Origin of the sequence: Lonepinella sp. MS14434 (assembly GCF_042468235.1) — a bacterium.
Taxonomy (GTDB): Bacteria; Pseudomonadota; Gammaproteobacteria; order Enterobacterales; family Pasteurellaceae; genus Lonepinella.
The window spans coordinates 1452836-1471649 of sequence record NZ_CP170386.1 but is presented as its reverse complement, the minus strand read 5'-3'; the positions used below and the strand labels follow the sequence as shown (position 1 = coordinate 1471649).

At 39.4% G+C, this 18814-nt stretch carries 12 protein-coding genes and 1 tRNA gene; 12 read left to right on the top strand and 1 reads right to left on the bottom strand.

The features are described from left to right. Positions 1–24: 24 nt before the first annotated feature. The 11 genes from O1Q79_RS07065 (at position 25) to O1Q79_RS07015 (ending at position 14523) form a co-directional block, all read left to right on the top strand. On the top strand, positions 25–522 hold the full coding sequence (locus tag O1Q79_RS07065) for a SprT family zinc-dependent metalloprotease (RefSeq protein ID WP_386691291.1): 498 nt from the start codon (positions 25–27) through the stop codon (positions 520–522). A gap of 90 nt (positions 523–612) precedes the next feature. Then, positions 613–1167, top strand: coding sequence for an opacity family porin (locus O1Q79_RS07060; RefSeq protein WP_386691289.1), 555 nt, complete (start codon positions 613–615; stop codon positions 1165–1167). 167 nt (positions 1168–1334) lie between these two features. Next, positions 1335–3215, top strand: coding sequence for a molecular chaperone HtpG (htpG, locus tag O1Q79_RS07055; RefSeq protein ID WP_386691287.1), 1881 nt, complete (start codon positions 1335–1337; stop codon positions 3213–3215). A gap of 67 nt (positions 3216–3282) precedes the next feature. Continuing rightward, on the top strand, positions 3283–4008 hold the full coding sequence (locus O1Q79_RS07050) for a 4'-phosphopantetheinyl transferase family protein (RefSeq protein ID WP_386691285.1): 726 nt from the start codon (positions 3283–3285) through the stop codon (positions 4006–4008). A gap of 107 nt (positions 4009–4115) precedes the next feature. Next, complete coding sequence (nudF, locus tag O1Q79_RS07045) at positions 4116–4736, top strand: ADP-ribose diphosphatase (RefSeq protein WP_386691283.1); 621 nt, start codon at positions 4116–4118, stop codon at positions 4734–4736. 29 nt (positions 4737–4765) lie between these two features. After that, positions 4766–5587: a 3',5'-cyclic-AMP phosphodiesterase gene (gene cpdA, locus O1Q79_RS07040; RefSeq protein WP_386691281.1), complete on the top strand. Its 822-nt coding sequence runs from the start codon at positions 4766–4768 to the stop codon at positions 5585–5587. Between the two features lie 105 nt (positions 5588–5692). Further along, on the top strand, positions 5693–5962 hold the full coding sequence (gene rpsO, locus O1Q79_RS07035) for a 30S ribosomal protein S15 (protein ID WP_132302161.1): 270 nt from the start codon (positions 5693–5695) through the stop codon (positions 5960–5962). 179 nt (positions 5963–6141) lie between these two features. Then, positions 6142–6231, top strand: a tRNA-Ser gene (locus tag O1Q79_RS07030). 153 nt (positions 6232–6384) lie between these two features. Further along, positions 6385–10278, top strand: a complete 3894-nt coding sequence (gene purL / locus O1Q79_RS07025) for a phosphoribosylformylglycinamidine synthase (RefSeq protein WP_386691279.1) — start codon at positions 6385–6387, stop codon at positions 10276–10278. 355 nt (positions 10279–10633) lie between these two features. Continuing rightward, entirely contained in the window at positions 10634–13483 is a 2850-nt protein-coding gene (locus O1Q79_RS07020; RefSeq protein WP_386691277.1) for an autotransporter outer membrane beta-barrel domain-containing protein, read from the top strand. A gap of 167 nt (positions 13484–13650) precedes the next feature. After that, positions 13651–14523 (top strand): VirK/YbjX family protein, encoded by an 873-nt coding sequence (locus tag O1Q79_RS07015; RefSeq protein ID WP_386691275.1) that lies wholly within the window; start codon positions 13651–13653, stop codon positions 14521–14523. Positions 14524–14590: 67 nt separating this feature from the next. Here O1Q79_RS07015 and nhaA read toward each other — a convergent pair whose 3' ends face one another. Next, positions 14591–15757 (bottom strand): Na+/H+ antiporter NhaA, encoded by a 1167-nt coding sequence (gene nhaA, locus O1Q79_RS07010; protein ID WP_386691273.1) that lies wholly within the window; start codon positions 15755–15757, stop codon positions 14591–14593. A gap of 573 nt (positions 15758–16330) precedes the next feature. On the opposite strand from nhaA, the gene cas3 reads away from it, so the two are divergent. Further along, a complete protein-coding gene (gene cas3, locus O1Q79_RS07005) occupies positions 16331–18814 on the top strand; it encodes a CRISPR-associated helicase Cas3' (protein WP_386691271.1) in 2484 nt (827 codons plus the stop codon).

The following is an 18814-nucleotide window of genomic DNA, read 5'->3' as shown; positions in this document are numbered from 1 at the left end:
GTAATGTAATACGCCCCTACAAATATGCAAAACGATCAATTCCGTCCCCTAAAAATGCAAATCCAACGCCGTTTGTCCGCGTGTTTGCAACTGGCAGAAAATCATTTTCAACGTCAATTTCCAATGCCTACAATCAGTTACGATGTGCGAGGAGTAAAAGCGGGTGTTGCCTATTTGCCACAAAACTTAATCAAATTAAACCGCACTTTATTGCTAGAAAATCCACAAGAATTTATTCAACAGGTGGTGCCACACGAATTAGCCCATTTATTAGTGTTTCAACTGTTTGGACGGGTTAAACCACATGGTAAAGAATGGCAATGGATTATGCAGAATTTATTTCAATTACCAGCGGATACCTGCCATCAATTTGATGTGCAATCGGTGCAAGGTAAAACCTATGCTTATGCTTGTGATTGCCAAATTCATCAACTGAGCCAACGTCGCCATAATAAAATTATGCGAGAAAGTGCGGTGTATTTTTGTAAATTTTGTGGTGGAAAATTAGAATTCTGTGATTAAGGTCACATTTTTTCGTAGAGTTGATGATTTATATGCTTTATAAGGTTATACTAAATAAACATTTTCTTTTCATTACAAAGGGGTATTACTATGAAAAAAACAACATTAGCAATGATGATTGGTGCTTTAGCCGTAGCCACTTCTGCGAGTGCCAGTAACTGGTATGCACAAGGGGACTTAGGTTATGCAAAAGACAAATTTACGTCTTATTCTGATTTGGATGAAAGTAAATTCGAGCCACGTGTTAGCGTAGGTTATGATTTTAGCGATTTTCGTTTAGCGATAGATTATACTCATTATGGTAAATTCAGCGGGACAACAAATAAAACGGATAATACTTCGGCTAAAATCTATGGCATTGGTTTCTCTGCCCTTTATGATATTGACATTAACACTGAAATTAAACCTTATGTCGGTGTACGTTTAGCTTCAAATGTGTTTAAAATTGATAATAATGATTCAGGCACGAATTTTGAAAGTAAAACGCAAACCAAATTTGGCTATGGGGCAGTTGTTGGAGGTCAATATAAGTTAGATTCAAACTGGATTGTAAATGGTGGTATTGAATATAACCGTTTAGGTTCATTTAATGATACCAAAGTAAATAACTACGGTGCCAAAGTTGGTCTTCGTTACAACTTCTAATTTTTCTTAGTTACAGCGTGGCGTAATATGCCTAACCCCGTACGTAAGTGCGGGGTTTTTTGTACCCTACATTTTAACTTTTTCTTGTCTTAAAACTTGAAATTTCCATTTTTAACCTAATCTATCTACCCATACTTTATTCACTAATTCAATTTAAGGAAAATAAAATGAGCAAAAATCAAGAAACTCGTGGCTTTCAATCGGAAATGAAGCAATTATTGCATCTGATGATTCACTCACTTTATTCAAACAAAGAAATCTTCTTACGTGAGTTAATTTCCAATGCTTCCGATGCGGCAGATAAATTACGCTTTAAAGCCCTGTCAGCACCAGAGCTTTATGAGGGCGATGGCGATTTGCACGTTCGCATTAAATTTGATGAAAGCAAAGGCACCTTGACCATTAGTGATAATGGGATTGGTATGAACCGTGAGCAGATTATTGATAATCTCGGCACGGTGGCAAAATCAGGAACCAAAGAATTTTTAACCGCACTTGGGCAAGATCAGGCGAAAAATAGCCAATTAATTGGTCAATTTGGGGTGGGGTTCTATTCTGCGTTTATTGTGGCGGACAAAGTGGAAGTGCGTAGCCGTGTAGCTGGTGAGCCTGCGGAAAATGGTGTACTTTGGATCTCAAATGGTGAGGGCGAATACACCGTTGAAGATATTGAGAAAAAACAACGTGGCACGGAAATCACCCTATTCTTGCGTGAAGATGAAAAAGAATTTTTAAACGATTGGCGGTTGCGTGAGATTATCGGCAAATATTCCGATCATATCGGCTTGCCTGTGGAAATTTTAGCTAAAGAATATGATGATGAGGGCAAAGAAACAGGCGTAAAATGGGAAAAAATCAACAAAGCCCAAGCCTTGTGGACAAGATCCAAAGGCGAGATTTCCGATGAAGAATACAAAGAATTTTACAAACATTTAAGCCATGATTTTGCCGATCCATTGTTGTGGCAACATAATAAGGTCGAGGGCAATCAAGAATATACTAGCCTGTTGTATGTGCCAAGCAAAGCCCCATGGGATTTATTTAATCGTGAGCAAAAACACGGATTGAAACTCTATGTACAACGCGTGTTTATTATGGACGATGCGGAAGTCTTTATGCCGAATTACTTGCGTTTTATGAAAGGGTTGTTAGACAGCAACGATTTGCCATTAAACATTTCTCGTGAGATTTTGCAAGATAACAAAACCACGGCGGCATTGCGTAAAGCCTTGACTAAACGGGCGTTGCAAATGTTGGAAAAATTAGCCAAAGAGGATAATGAAAAATACTTGGGCTTCTGGAAAGAATTTGGCTTAGTGTTAAAAGAGGGCGTGGCGGAAGATTTTGCCAACAAAGAACAGATTGCGAAACTCTATCGTTTTGCATCAAGTAAGAATGATAGTTCTGAGCAAAATGTGTCTTTTGACGATTATATTGCTCGCATGAAAGACGGACAAAAAGCTATTTACTACATCACGGCAGACAGCTACACAGCGGCAAAAAACAGTCCGCATTTGGAATTGTTCAACAAAAAAGACATTGAAGTGTTGTTGCTTTCCGACCGCATTGACGAATGGATGTTAAGCTATTTAACCGAATTTGATGGCAAACCGTTACAGCCGATCACCAAAGCAGATTTGGATTTAGGGGATTTGGCAGATAAACAAGATGACAGCCAAAAAGAAGCAGAAAAAGAGCTAGGTTCTTTTGTGGAGCGAGTCAAAACTTTGCTTGGTGAACGTGTCAAAGACGTGCGTTTAACCCACCGTTTGACCGATACACCAGCGGTGGTATCTACGGACAACGATCAAATGACCACCCAAATGGCAAAACTCTTTGCGATGAGCGGTCAGCCTGTGCCTGAAGTGAAATATACTTTTGAGCTCAATCCTGAGCACAGTTTAGTGAAAAAAGTCGCTGATCTAACCGATGAAAGCGAATTTGCTAACTGGGTCGAATTATTGCTAGAACAAGCGATGTTTGCGGAACGGGGTACGTTGGAAAATCCAACGGCGTTTATTAAGCGAATGAATGGCTTGTTGGGGTAATCCAATAATTGTAGAGGCGGACTTGTGTGTCCGCCCGTTGAGTACTATGACAAATTTACAATAATTTATGACAACACTCATTGCCTACGCCAATATCCAACAATCTTTCCCTTTTGGGAATATGCCTTTGGAGCTTATTCCTGAAAAGCTCCGTTTGTTACCTAAAAATAGTAATCTACGAGTACAACAACGCTATCGTTGTCGCCAACTTGCTCACTTTTTATTGTGGAATTTAGCCAAAAAAGCGGAAATTAACACCGCACTTTTGGGGCAAATTTATCGCACAGCAAGCGGTCGCCCACAATTTCCTGTAGACAATATTGATTTTAATATTAGTCATTCTGGAGATTGGGTTGCGGTGGTGTTAAATGTGGTAGAACATGAAAAAAGTGCGGTAGGAATTGATATAGAATTTCCAAAAAAAACAAGAAATTACACCGCACTTTTACAGCATTTTGCATCATCTGACGAACAGCACTGGTTTACTCGACAGCCCAATACAGAACAATCCTTTTATCGCATTTGGTGTTTGCGTGAAGCTATTTTAAAATCTCAAGGTGTGGGGATTGTGAAATTGAGTGAAGTACAGCACGATCCAAATGCTCAAACGTTACATTCAGTTCATTGTCCGCAAGGAAAATTAGTTTTTAATGCGGAATTACCTTTCTATCTAGCCGTTTTTGCCGAGCAAAGTGCGGTGCAAAATGCTCAATATTTTTGTTGGCAAGAAAATCGCTTATGTCAAAATCAGTTACAAAATATCCTAATTTATACGGTTAATTCACCAAAATAAAAAATTTTTTGTGACCTAGTTCAAATAATTAAAAAAAAATTGAAACATTATTTTATTTTTTTAGTATGCTAATGTAAGTTTAATTTTACAGGATTAGGAAGCGTATTATGCCTAACATTAATCAATTTACCCAAAATGATATTGAGATTGTGGATGAAACCTTGTTATATAAGGGTTTCTTTAAACTTAAAAAAATCCAATTCCGGCATAAATTATTTGCCGGTGGAACCAGTGGTATTGTGACGCGAGAATTATTAGTCAAGGGCGCCGCATCTGCTGTCGTTGCCTATGATCCTGAGCGAGATAGTGTTGTATTAGTAGAACAGGTTCGTATCGGGGCTTATAACCCAGCATTACCGAATTCACCTTGGTTATTAGAACTGATTGCCGGTATGGTGGAAGAAGGGGAAAGCCCTGAAACTGTGGCATTGCGAGAAAGTCAAGAGGAAGCGGGGGTAGAAATTACCCATTTACAACATGCTTTGAGCGTTTGGGATAGTCCGGGCGGTGTGATTGAACGAATTCATTTATTCGCTGGCAAAGTAGATAGTAGCAAGGCCACAGGCTTGCATGGATTAGCGGATGAAAATGAAGATATAAAAGTACATGTAGTGAGCCGAGAAACGGCTTATCAATGGTTGCAACAAGGTAAAATTGACAACGGTATTGCTGTTATAGGATTACAATGGTTGCAGTTAAATTACCTTAATTTGCAACAACAATGGTGATAGTTTAGACATTTAAGGGGATTGTAATCATGGTAGAATGCATCAATCGAGATGATGAACAGATTCGTTTTATTCAAATTACTGATCCACATCTATTTAAAGAAAAAAACGGCGAATTATTAGGCATTAATACTTATAACAGTTTTCGACAAGTAGTAAATGAGATTCGGCAATCGGGAACAGATTATCAATTTGTGTTAGCTACGGGTGATTTAGTACAAGATAGTAGTGAAGATGGTTATTTGAATTTTTGTCATATCATTCATCCATTAAGAAAACCCGTGTACTGGATTCCGGGCAATCATGATTTTCAGCCTGTCATGCAAAAGGTATTTGCTCAACAATCTTATATTCATGCGGATAAACATTTATTATTAGAGGATAAATGGCAGGTTTTATTATTAGATAGTCAGGTTTATGGTGTGCCACATGGCGAATTGAGCCAGTATCAATTAGACTGGTTAGATGAGAAATTGCAAGAATATCAAGAACGTTATTCTTTAATTGTATTGCATCATCATCTACTTTCGACAAATTCCTCTTGGTTGGATCAGCATAATTTACGTAATGCACATGAATTATTGCATATTTTACAGAAATACGAAAATGTCAGAGGCATTTTGCATGGCCATATTCATCAACAAGTGGATGCACAGTGGAATGGCTATCAATTAATGTGCACACCGGCGACTGGCGTACAATTTAAACCGGATAATAATGTATTTACATTGGATACCTTACAACCGGCATGGCGAGAGATAACGTTAATGCCAGATGGTACAATAGAAACCCAAGTTCATCGTATTCAGCAAGCAGAATTTTTGCCGAATATGCATGAATTAGGCTATTAATGATTGCATTTCTGGCTGAAATCGCTACAATATCGTTTCCTTGTCATCGCTGAATTAGAGATCGGCGAATGATGTATGATCAACATTCTCTTTGGGAGTAAAAAAATGTCTCTAAGCGTAGAAAAAAAAGCGGAAATCGTGGCTGAATTCGGTCGTGATGCGAAAGATACTGGTTCATCAGAAGTGCAAATTGCCTTATTAACTGCACAAATCAACCATTTACAAGCTCACTTTGCTGAACATAAAAAAGATCACCATGGTCGCCGTGGTTTATTAGGTATGGTTTCCCGTCGTCGTAAATTATTGGACTACTTAAAACGTACAGATTTAGCGAAATATCAAGATACTATCGCACGTTTAGGTTTACGTCGCTAGTTTTTGATAGATTGATTTTTTAACAAAAGCGTCCAATAGGACGCTTTTTTGTTGGGTGATAAAAGCCCTAAACCGCGGTGAAAATCTAGATTGTTTTAAAAAACAGCAAACAAGCCAAAAATTGAATTTTCATTCTTGACAGTAAATTAAATAGCCCGTATCATACGCCACACAACTGCGGAGGAATGGTCGAGCGGTTGAAGGCACCGGTCTTGAAAACCGGCGAGGGTTTACGCCCTCCGTGAGTTCGAATCTCACTTCCTCCGCCACTCAATTCAGAGAAGCCGTTATCATAATGATAACGGCTTTTTGCTTTTTTGATATTTTATTTTTAATTTTTACGCAAACGTTTTCGTTATCCGTTCTTTTCCTTTATAATAAGTGAGTTTTTATTTATCCCACATCAAGCAAGGAAAAATCCAATGTTCCAAATTTTCCGAGGCTCGCCAGCCTTATCTGAATTTCGTTTGAAACAGTTGTCAGTGCGTTTTCAAAAAGCTAATTTACCCGTTAAATCTTGTTATGCAGAATATGTGCATTTTGCCAATTTAACATCAGCATTAAATGTAGAAGAAAGTAAAGAATTAGAAGAATTATTACATTACGGTCCAACCTTGGCACAACATGAACCGCAGGGTGACTGTTTTGTGGTCATTCCACGGGTTGGCACGATTTCTTCTTGGTCATCTAAAGCCACCGATATTGCCCATAACTGCGGTTTAGATAAAGTGTTACGCTTAGAGCGTGGTTTGGCGTTTTATTTTGAGTTTGAATGTGCCTTAACGGAAGATGAACAGGCGAAATTGTGTTCTCATATTCACGACCGAATGATGGAAAATGTGGTGCGTGATCCGCAAGATGCAGCAAAATTATTTGATCAGCAAGAGCCAAAAGCCTTTACCACGGTGGATATTTTGAGCGGTGGTCGCAAGGCGTTAGAACAGGCTAACGTCAATTTAGGCTTGGCGTTGGCGGAAGATGAAATTGATTATTTAGTGGAAAATTTCACCGCACTTGGGCGTAACCCCGTGGACATTGAATTGTATATGTTCGCACAAGCCAACTCGGAACATTGCCGCCATAAAATCTTTAATGCGGATTGGGTGATTGACGGTGAAAAACAAGAAAAATCCTTGTTTAAAATGATCAAAAACACCTTTGAGAAAACCCCTGATTATGTGCTGTCGGCTTACAAAGATAATGCGGCGGTGATGAGTGGCTCAAAAGTGGGGCGTTTTTTCCCCGATCAAGACGGGCAATATCGCTATCACAATGAAGATGCTCATATTTTGATGAAAGTGGAAACCCACAACCACCCAACAGCAATTTCGCCATTCCCTGGGGCAGCCACGGGTTCGGGCGGTGAAATTCGTGATGAGGGAGCAACAGGGCGTGGAGCGAAACCGAAAGCAGGTTTAGTGGGTTTTTCGGTGTCTAATTTAGTGATCCCAGGCTTTGAGCAACCTTGGGAAAATCCGTTATCCAAACCAAACCGCATTGCTTCGGCGTTAGATATTATGATTGATGGACCCTTAGGCGGTGCAGCGTTTAACAATGAATTTGGTCGTCCTGCTTTGGTGGGTTATTTCCGTACCTATGAAGAAAAAGTGAACAGTTTTGCGGGTGAAGAAGTGCGTGGTTATCACAAGCCGATTATGTTGGCAGGCGGGATCGGTAATATCCGTGCCGAACATGTGCAAAAAGGTGAAATTGCCGTTGGATCAAAATTGATCGTGTTGGGTGGACCTGCGATGAATATCGGTTTAGGTGGCGGTGCGGCATCGTCTATGGCTTCAGGAAAATCCAAAGAAGATTTAGATTTTGCCTCTGTGCAACGGGATAACCCTGAAATGGAACGCCGTTGTCAGGAAGTGATTGACCGTTGTTGGCAGTTAGGCGATGACAACCCGATTTTGTTTATTCACGATGTGGGTGCTGGTGGTTTGTCTAATGCGATGCCTGAACTTGTACACGATGGTGGTCGTGGCGGTAATTTTGAATTACGCAAAATTCTCAGTGATGAACGGGGAATGTCGCCGTTAGAAATTTGGTGTAACGAATCGCAAGAACGCTATGTTTTAGCGGTGTCGCCAGAAAAATTACCGTTATTTGAAGAATTATGCCAGCGTGAACGTGCCCCTTATGCGGTGATCGGCGAAGCGACCGAAGAATTGCATTTAACGCTCAATGACAGTCATTTTGGCAACAAACCCATTGATTTACCAATGAATGTGTTATTGGGCAAAACACCGAAAATGACCCGTGATGTACAATCAAGTGCGGTGCAAAATCCAGCAGTTTCTCAACATGGCATTACATTAAAAGATGCTTTACACCGTGTGTTGCGTTTACCTGTGGTGGCAGAAAAAACTTTCTTAATTACTATTGGCGACCGTTCCGTAACGGGAATGGTGGCTCGCGATCAAATGGTCGGTCCGTGGCAAATTCCTGTTTCCGATGTGGCAGTCACAACAGCTTCCCTAGATAGTTATCACGGTGAAGCCATGACCATTGGCGAACGCGCACCTGTGGCATTATTAGATTTCGCCGCTTCTGCTCGTTTAGCGGTAGCGGAAAGTATCACCAATATCGCTGCCACCAATATCGGCGATATTAAACGCATTAAACTCTCTGCCAACTGGATGTCAGCGGCAGGACATCAAGGCGAAGATGCAGGGCTATATCAAGCGGTGAAAGCGGTGGGGGAAGAACTTTGCCCAGCCTTAGGCTTAACCATTCCTGTGGGCAAAGACTCCATGTCAATGAAAACCACTTGGCAGGAAAACGGCGAACAAAAATCCGTGACAGCACCGCTTTCTTTAGTGATCAGTGCTTTTGCTCGGGTGGAAGATGTACGCAAAACCGTAACTCCACAATTACGCACCGATCAAGGGGCAACTCGTTTATTGTTAATTGACTTAGGCGAAGGGAAAAACCGCCTTGGAGCAACGGCATTAGCACAAGTGTATAAACAATTAGGCGACAAACCAGCGGACGTAGTCAATGTGAGCTTATTGAAAAACTTCTTTGATGCAATGCAAATCTTGGTGAAAGACGGCAAATTACTGGCTTATCACGACCGTTCAGACGGCGGTTTAATCGTCACGCTTGCCGAAATGGCATTTGCAGGACATTGTGGTGTATCAGTGCATATTAGTACTTTAGGCGATAACGATCTTAGCGTGCTATTTAATGAAGAACTTGGCGCGGTTATTCAAGTGCGAGAAAGTGAGCTTAATGCCGTACGTGATGTGTTAAGCCAACACGGGCTACTTCATCTAACCAAAGAACTGGGCTATGTGACAGAAAATGATGAATTTGAGATTTACCGTGGTAATAAACTATTACTTAGTGAAAAACGCTCTGAATTACGAGGTATCTGGGCGGAATTAACCCACCAAATGCAACGTTTACGTGATAACCCTGAATGTGCGGATCAAGAATTTGTCGCCAAGAAAAACACCGATGATAAAGGATTCTCCGTTCATTTAAGCTATGATGTTAATAAAGATGTGGCTGCACCTTATATTGCGAAAGGACTAAAACCACGTATTGCAATTTTGCGTGAACAGGGGGTGAACAGCCATGTTGAAATGGCAGCCGCCTTTGATCGTGCAGGCTTTGCGACCATTGATGTACACATGAGCGATCTGCATAATGCACGCCATAACCTCAAAGATTTCAATGCGTTAGTAGCTTGTGGTGGGTTCTCTTATGGTGATGTTCTCGGTGCAGGCGGTGGCTGGGCAAAATCTATTCTATTTAACACCGCACTTCGTGATCAATTCCAAGCGTTCTTTGAACGTGAAGATACTTTAGTTCTTGGTATTTGTAACGGTTGCCAAATGATTTCTAATCTTGCCGAAATTATCCCTGGTACAGAAAACTGGCCTCGTTTCGTGCGTAACACTTCTGAACGTTTTGAAGCCCGTGCCGCGTTGGTTCGTATTAATGAAAACCATTCCCCTTGGTTTGCTGGCATGGCTGGTTCACACATGCCGATTGCCGTGTCGCACGGTGAGGGGAGAGTAGAATTTAAACACGAAAATCAATTACAAGGGTTACGTGAACAAGGGTTAATTATTGCTCAATATGTGGATAACAATATTCAACCTACCGAAGCCTATCCGGCGAATCCAAACGGATCGGTAGATGGAATCACTGCACTTTCTAATCAGAACGGACGTGTTGCTATTATGATGCCACACCCAGAACGGGTATTCCGTGCAGTGAGCAATTCTTGGTATCCAAAGGAATGGAATGAAGATGGTGCTTGGATGCGACTGTTTAGAAATGCCAGAGTGTTTTTTAAATAGTAGAACAATAACCACAATTCTTTAAAGGAAAATGGATAACATAGCGTGTTATCCATTTTTTTTATCCCATTTAAAGTAATCGTTTTCGTTACTTTTAGCAAACGTTTCCGTATTTTTTGACCTGTTTTTTTCTTGATAAATTAATTGGATATATTTTGTCAAATCATAATTACTATTAAATTAAGGTGATTTTGATAAAAATCAACAATTTCATTAATATCGATTTACTTATGATTTTTAGCCTAAAATATCTAAGATTTTAGTTGAAATAGTTTTTTCATTGAAATATCATTCTTTTCGCAGTTTATTATAGGGTAGTTTATTTTTATAATTTTTATATACAAAAGGTGATGAAATGAAACGGATTCATTTTAAATATTCAGCATTGACACTGGCTTTAATGGGAAGTTTTACTGTATTAAGCCATGCTTATGCGATGGAAAAACAAACCATGGTGGGCGAAATCGCTTCTGATAAGACAAATTATGTTTTAGAAAATAAAGTGATTAAGAAAGATCGCGATGGTACTCAATTGCTTCAATGGAGTAATATGACAAATTCTCAAATGAAGAATGTTGATATTGAAAGTTCTGCACAACAAGTCACAGCAGTGCATATTTCAGATAGTTCTAATATTACTCTTGATAAGATAAATATAAATCTAATTAAGCCAACAACGTTTTCTAGTGTGATTTTTCTAAATTCTGATATTGTACTAGACAATAGCACTATTAATGTTGCAACAACACATCCAACCAACCCCAATAACTTGGTGGGATCATTGCTTATTCAGCAGACAAATGCGACGATTAATAATTCTACCATTACTAGCAATGGAGAAAAAAACACCATTATTGCATTAAATTCTACTCAAAATGTCACAATGAATAATACGTTGGTGAATGCAACGGGAAGTCATTCCACTTTATTTACTGTTAAAGATTCTTCTAAGCTAACAGCGAGTAATGTGACAGCTACTAATAGTGGAAAAGATGGGCTTTTTCTTACGGTAACGGGTAATGATAATAAGCAGAATGAAATTTATACTCATAACATTACTTTTAATGATAGTAATATTAAGGCAGATCAAGGAATTTATTGGGAGAGTAATCAAGGAAACCTAGGGATATTCCTAAATAACTCGGCTTTGGACATTAATAATCAGTTAATTCGTATTAGTGGTGAAAAGTATGTAGGAAAAAATATCACAACTGATATTGAAGTTGGAACAAATTCTACTCTATCAGGTGGGATCAAAGATCCGAAAAGTCATGTGTATATTACTTTAAAACAAGGTGCTAAATGGAATATCACCTCTGATTCAAATATTACTAGCCTATCTTCTGTAGGAAGTGATTCCGATATTTATTTTGAGCATAAAGACGATACATTTAAAACTTTAGCGATAACAAATAGATATGAAGGAGATCATAGATTCCATCTAAATTCTAGTCTTTTAAAAAGCCAAAGTGATAAAGTAGAAATACTGGGTGATTTTGGTACAACAGCTAGTGCTACATTGAATGTTACGGATAAAAGTGGTGAAGAAGCATTTAGTAATCCAGGTGAGCATAAAGTTACACTATTAAAAGTGGCAAATACAGTACCAGATAACTTTGAAGTAAAATTAGCTAATGATACTCAATATGTGAATGCTGGCGGTTATCGTTACCGTTTAGTTTCAGAAAATGGTAATGGATCATCAGATTGGGTATTGACGAATAAGAAAGATACAGCAGGTAACCCAGAAGCCGATCCTGATTTTAATAAAAAGAAAGAAGAGCCAAGAACTGAGCCACCAGAAACTGAGGCACCAAAAACTGAGGTACCAAAAACTGAGGTACCAAAAACTGAGGTACCAAAAACTGAGGCACCAAAAACTGAGGCACCAAAAACTGAGGTACCAAAAACTGAGGCACCAAAAACTGAGGTACCAAAAACTGAGGCACCAAAAACTGAGGTACCAAAAACTGAGGCACCAAAAACTGAGGTACCAAAAGCTGAGGTACCAAAAACTGAGGTACCAAAAACTGAGGCACCAAAAGTTGAGGTACCAAAAACTGAGGTACCAAAAACTGAGGTACCAAAAACTGAGGCACCAAAAACTGAGGCACCAAAAACTGAGGTACCAAAAACTGAGGCACCAAAAACTGAGGTACCAAAAACTGAGGTACCAAAAACTGAGGCACCAAAAACTGAGGCACCAAAAACTGAGGCACCAAAAACTGAGGCACCAAAAACTGAGGCACCAAAAACTGAGGCACCAAAAACCGATTCTCCAATACCTGAACAGCCAAAAGGAAATTCAGAGCTAGAGATGACTGATACAGCAAACGCCTTATTATCGTTACGTGCAGCACAAGTTACTGTACTCAATACGGAGATAGCAGGTATTCATGAACGTTTAGGTGAAACGAGAAAAGGCGTAAATAATCAAGTTTGGGTGCGTGCCGTGGGTCAAAGCCATAAATTTGATAAACAAGCGACTTCTGCTCAAACCAAAACATCTGGCAGCAAATATAATAGCTTTAGTTTACAAATAGGGGCAGATACCGCCGTGAGCGATCATCTTCGTGTGGGAGGCTTCTTTAGTGCAACCAATGGTAAGATGAGATTTAACGGTGATTATAGTGATGCGAAGCTGTACTCAAATGCATTAGCAGTTTATGCAAGCTATTTACATGAAAATGGCTTCTATATTGATGGTATCGCAAAATATTCTCGTTTAACTTCTGAGTTTAATACAGGCGGAACCAGCAAAAAAGAGGTGACGCATCATTACGATGCTTACTCATTATCCACAGAAATAGGACGTGAATATCATTTTGCTGATCAATGGAGCATTATTCCACAAGTACAATTAGGTTGGTCATCTATTTCAAGTAATCAAAATGAGGATAGCTTAAAAGTATTGCATAGCCAAGCAGGCGTGCGTATGGCAAAAATGATTGAAACGAGTAACTTTAGCTTAACACCATTTGTTGAAGTGAATGGTGTGTATGATAAATTCAGTCATAGTCAAGTCACTTTCTTTGGTGGGAAACAACGTTTTGATATTGCTCGCCTAGGTGGTAGAGTAGAATCAACCGTTGGTTTAGCCTTATCAAAAGGAAATCATAGCATGAATCTTCAAGCCAGCAATGCCTATGGTAAACATGTGAGAAAGCCATTAGCCGTTCAAGCCACTTACCGTTATCAATGGTAAGCTAAATAAAAAAATCTGCCTTGCTTTGCTATGGATGGCGAAGTTTAGGCAGATTTTTTCTTTTCCGTGTTGTTCAAAGTGCGGCGATTTTTAATCTTGTTTTTAGGTTGTTATATCAATAGATTATCTCTATAATCTCACCAATTTATTATTTTATCCTTTTTATTATGTTTAATTTAGCTTCATTAATTACCTTTAAAAAGATGTTCCCTATTGAGAAACGCCTGTTAAAACTGTCGAGAGAATATCTCCGCTATCAAATGCGGTTAGTAGTATATAAAAAACAGATCCAATGTTTATCAGATTATTTAGTCGCTAATCCAATATGGCAGCCAATTTTCCAAAATGATATTTATCGGATCAATACCTTATTAAATAAATTTTGTGATAAACGGTTTAATGGTACAGAGCGTTTAAAAGCAATCATGCAAAATTTCTCTTTAGCCGAGCAGTTTTTGCCCATGGATAAATTACATTTATTGCTAGAAAAAGAGAAAGTGCTATTGGCAAAATTAACCGATGAATTAGATTTATATTTAAACCTCAATCGGGTCGATCCTTTAGAAGGATTTTTTTCCCTCAATATTGTTGATCAACAGAAAAATCGTATTTATGATGCGTCATTTACTTTTTTATCACCTAATAAATTGTTAATCGCCTCAATTCAAGGACCAAACCATGAGCAAGCCCAATTAGCGGTGCGTAATGCGACAAAAGCCTTACATGGTGTTCGTCCAATGTTTATGCTGGTGAATGTTTTTAAAATATTCGCTAGTCAGTTAGGTTGTGAATTAATCGGTATTCCACATAAATATGAAGCAAAATATCGTTGGAATGATTCTAAAGATTTGCTCTTTAATTATGATGAATTTTGGCAGGAAAATGATGCACAATATCATGATAAATATTGGCAATTACCAAATCAAATTGAACGAAAACCATTAGAAGACATTGTCAGTAAAAAACGTTCTATGTATCGTAAACGTTATGAAATGTTTGACGCATTAGAACAGCAAATGAAAGATTTTTTAATGAAATAATTTACGCTTAAAATGGGTTTAAAAATCACCGCACTTCTGCTCATACGACAAAAGTGCGGTGAATTTTTTATGCGTTTTTGGTGGTAATTTTCAGTAAGCCATAACCTAAAATTGCAGAGCCACAGGAACCCAATAAAATACCCAATCGGGACAATGTGTTGATTGCACTATCAGCTTCTCCCACAAAGGCTAAACTGGCTAAAAACATCGACATAGTAAAGCCTATGCCACACAGTATTGCAATGGCAAATATCTGTTTAAAATTTATGCCTTCTGGTAGTTTTGCTATCCCTAATTTAACCGAGAGATAGCTGAAACTAAAGACTCCAAGCGGTTTTCCGATCAGTAATCCAAGAGTAATTCCTAATGGTAGGGCAGAGAAAATCATATCGTTATCCACATCACCAAGAAACACACCAGCATTAGCGAAAGCAAATAATGGCAAGACAAAAAATGAACACCAAGGAGCTAAAATATGTTCAAAAGTATGTAATGGGCTTTCACCTTTTTTATCTTTAAGCGGAATACAAAATCCGAGAATTACCCCAGCTAAAGTCGCATGGACACCTGATTTTAACACTGCTGCCCATAACACCAATCCGACTAATATATAAGCACAAAGATGACCGACTTTCAGACGATTGAGAATAACTAAGCCCAAAATAGCAATAGCGGAAATGGTTAATGCTTGCGTACTTAAGTCAGAAGAAAAGAATAACGCAATCACAACAATAGCCCCTAAATCATCAATAATAGCAAGGGCGAGTAAAAACACTTTCAAGGGTAAAGGCACTTGTTTACCTAACAATGCCACAATACCAAGAGCAAATGCAATATCGGTTGCCATAGGAATTGCCCAGCCATTTGATAATTCAGCATGTTGTTGAGTGATAAACCAATAAATAATCGCAGGAACGATCATGCCACCAATCGCCGCAAATGCAGGGAAAATAGCTTGTTGATAACTTGACAATGATCCTTCTAGTATTTCACGTTTTACTTCCATTCCCACCACGACAAAAAACACCGCCATAAAACCATCATTGATCCAATGAATAAAGGTTTTATTAATCGCAAACGAACCAAATTGTATTGCGACAGGAATATCTAAAAAATTGAAATAGGTAGATTGTAAACTGCTATTGGCACATAACATGGCAACAAAAGCAAAGATCAATAATAAAATCCCACTAGCAGATTCCATTTTAAAGAATCGCTGGAAAAAATTGAGCATAAAAATAGTTCTCCTAAAAAATGTAAAGGGAAAATACTACCATAATTAAGGAGAAAATGGGGAGATTTTCGTTGGGGGGATTTGCATGACAAAACAGTGGAGTTGAGTTGGAAGGGTACGGCGTTCTTACAGGTGGAGAGAGTAGTATTTTAATTTAAACTTCATAGATGTTTATTTTTGTGGAGAATAGTTTTATTATAACTATATTAGCTATAGGCACTCCGATATGGTTTTTTTGGCTAGCAACAAAACAGGTAGATCAGAGATTTTAAATTATTTGAGGATTATGCATTTAAAGCATCTGTATCTTGTGCTTATGAAGGTTTTTGCAGAGAAGCAGCTAGATTTGATAAAGATATGGAAACTAAACTACTTAATTTAGCATTAACTAGATTAGATGAGTTACTTTTGCGGTTTTGAGTCCGAAAATCCTAGAAATCCATGGTGCGAATTAGCTTCATCAAATATTATCAAACAGGCAATAGCAAAGGTTCTAGGTTTTTCAGATCAAGTTAAAGAACTTGCGAGTTTACAGAATATAATAGCCAGTATTCTTATAATTAGAGAATATCCATGAACGAAGATAACAGACACGTTGAATATGTGGCACATACGCGTAAAGCGGATAAAGCGACTCAATCCGTAGCAACGCATCTTTTCGAGGCTTCCGCTATTGCTAAAATGCTGGCTGCCAAACTGGATTTGGATTTGGCGGGAGAGCTGCTCGGTTTGATGCACGATTTCGGTAAGTATTCACAAGCGTTTCAGAAGTACATTAAAGCGGCGACCGGTGTTAATCCTGATGTGGATGTGGAAGATACCTTGCCGGACGGGCATAAAATTGACCATTCCACCGCAGGAGCACAATGGGTCTATCGTCATCTGAAAAAGTTCGGCGTGCAGCACGGCATTGGCGAATTAGTCGGGCAAATGCTGGGCTTGTGTATTGCATCGCACCACGGCGCAGGCTTGATTGATTGTTTAAGTCCTGAGGGTGAAGCGGTTTGGCTGAAACGTTTTCAGAAAGAGGATACACTCACGCATTTGGCGGAATGTACGCAAAATGCCGATGAAACGGTAAAAAAGCAGGCGGAAGATTTGGCGAATGAAGCATTGGTTAAGTCACTGTTAAAACCGCTTGCCGCTATACTGAAACAGCCCGACAGCAATCATAAAATCAAAGAGTTTTATCTCGGCTGCCTTACCCGCTTTTTATTCAGTTGTCTGATTGATGCCGACCGTATCAACAGTGCAGATTTTGAACGCGAAGAACAAAAAGATTGGCGTCGGTTAACCCAAAAAACAAATTGGCAGGAAGCGATTGACAAGCTGGAGACCCATTTGGCTAATTTTGAAATTCGTTACCCGATTGATAAAATCCGCCGTAATATTTCTGATACTTGTCTCAAACGATCTGCCGATCCGCAAGGTATTTATACGCTGACCGTACCGACTGGTGGTGGTAAAACTTTGGCAAGTTTGCGTTATGCTGTGCATCATGCACAACAGCATAATCTTGACCGCATTATCTATATTATTCCCTATACTTCTATTATTGATCAAAACGCGGCTGCCGTACGTGAGATTCTCGGCGATGACTGGGTATTGGAACATCATTCCAATCTTGATCCCGAAAAACAGAGCTGGAAAAACAAACTGTTGGTGGAAAATTGGGACAAGCCGATTGTGTTTACCACCATGGTGCAGTTTTTAGATGCTTGGTTCGGCGGTGGTACACGCGGGGCGCGGCATATTCACCCGATGACCCGTAGTGTATTGATTTTTGATGAAATCCAAACTTTGCCGATAAAGTGCGTACATTTGTTTTGCAATGTGTTGAACTGGCTGACGCAATTCGGAAAATCCAGTGCAATATTGTGTACCGCAACCCAGCCCCTATTAGATGATTCAGGGCTGGATAATTTTCCCAAAGCAGAACGTGAAAAAGTACGTTCAAGGGGCTTGTTGAAATTAGCAGACAATGCCGAAATTATGGGTCATGACAAAGAAAGAGAAGAGCTTTTTAAAAAGTTATCTCGCGTGAATGTCCACTATCGCCCCAAAGCAGGCGGTTGGACGGTAGAAGAAGCAGGTGCATTTTTATTGGAACAGTTTCAGACGGCTTCAAGCTGCTTATTTATCGTCAATACCAAAAAATGGGCGCAGGAGCTTTATCAATATTGTAAAACGCAAAATGTACCGTCTGAGGTCTTGTTTCATCTCAGTACCCATCAATGTTCGGCACACCGAAAAGCCATTTTTGATGAAATTAAACGCCGTCTGAACAATAAAGAACCCGTCATCTGCATCAGCACCCAGTTGATTGAAGCGGGTGTGGATATTTCAATGGAATGTGTCATACGGGCATTGGCAGGAATAGACAACATTGCTCAAGCGGCAGGGCGTTGCAACCGCCACGGCGAGAAAATGGGTAAGGGGCAGGTGTATGTATTGAATTTGCAAGAGCCTGATTTTGCGAAAGTCTTGCCTGATATTGATGCAGGGAAAAACAATGCCGAACGCGTATTGCGTGACTTGGCGGGGCAGGATATGTTGCAGCCTGAGGCTATTGCACAATATTTCCAATACTATTTTTATCAGCGTAGCGGCGAGATGAGTTATGCGGTAAAAGGCAGTAATTCAGGCAGCTTACTAGATTGGCTTTCGGATAATTGTCAGAATGTCTACGGCTCAAAAAATAATCAGCGCAGACTGAAAGTACCTTTACTCATGCAGTCTTTTAAAAGTGCAGGGCAGGCTTTTGCCGCCATTGATGCACCAACCCATGCTGTGATTGTGCCATACAGAGAAGGCAAAGAATTGATTGCCAAGCTGTGTGGTGAATGGAATCCGCAAGAAATGTACCGCACTTTGGCGAAAGCACAGCGATACAGTGTGAATGTATTTCCGAAAGTGTGGCAAAAACTGGAAAAAGAGCAGGCAATCCAAGAAATACAGGTAGGTTCGGGGATTTATTATGTAAAAGATCGACATTATACCGATGAATACGGGCTTTCAATTGATGAAGCCAGTTTGATGAATTTTTACGACTTATAA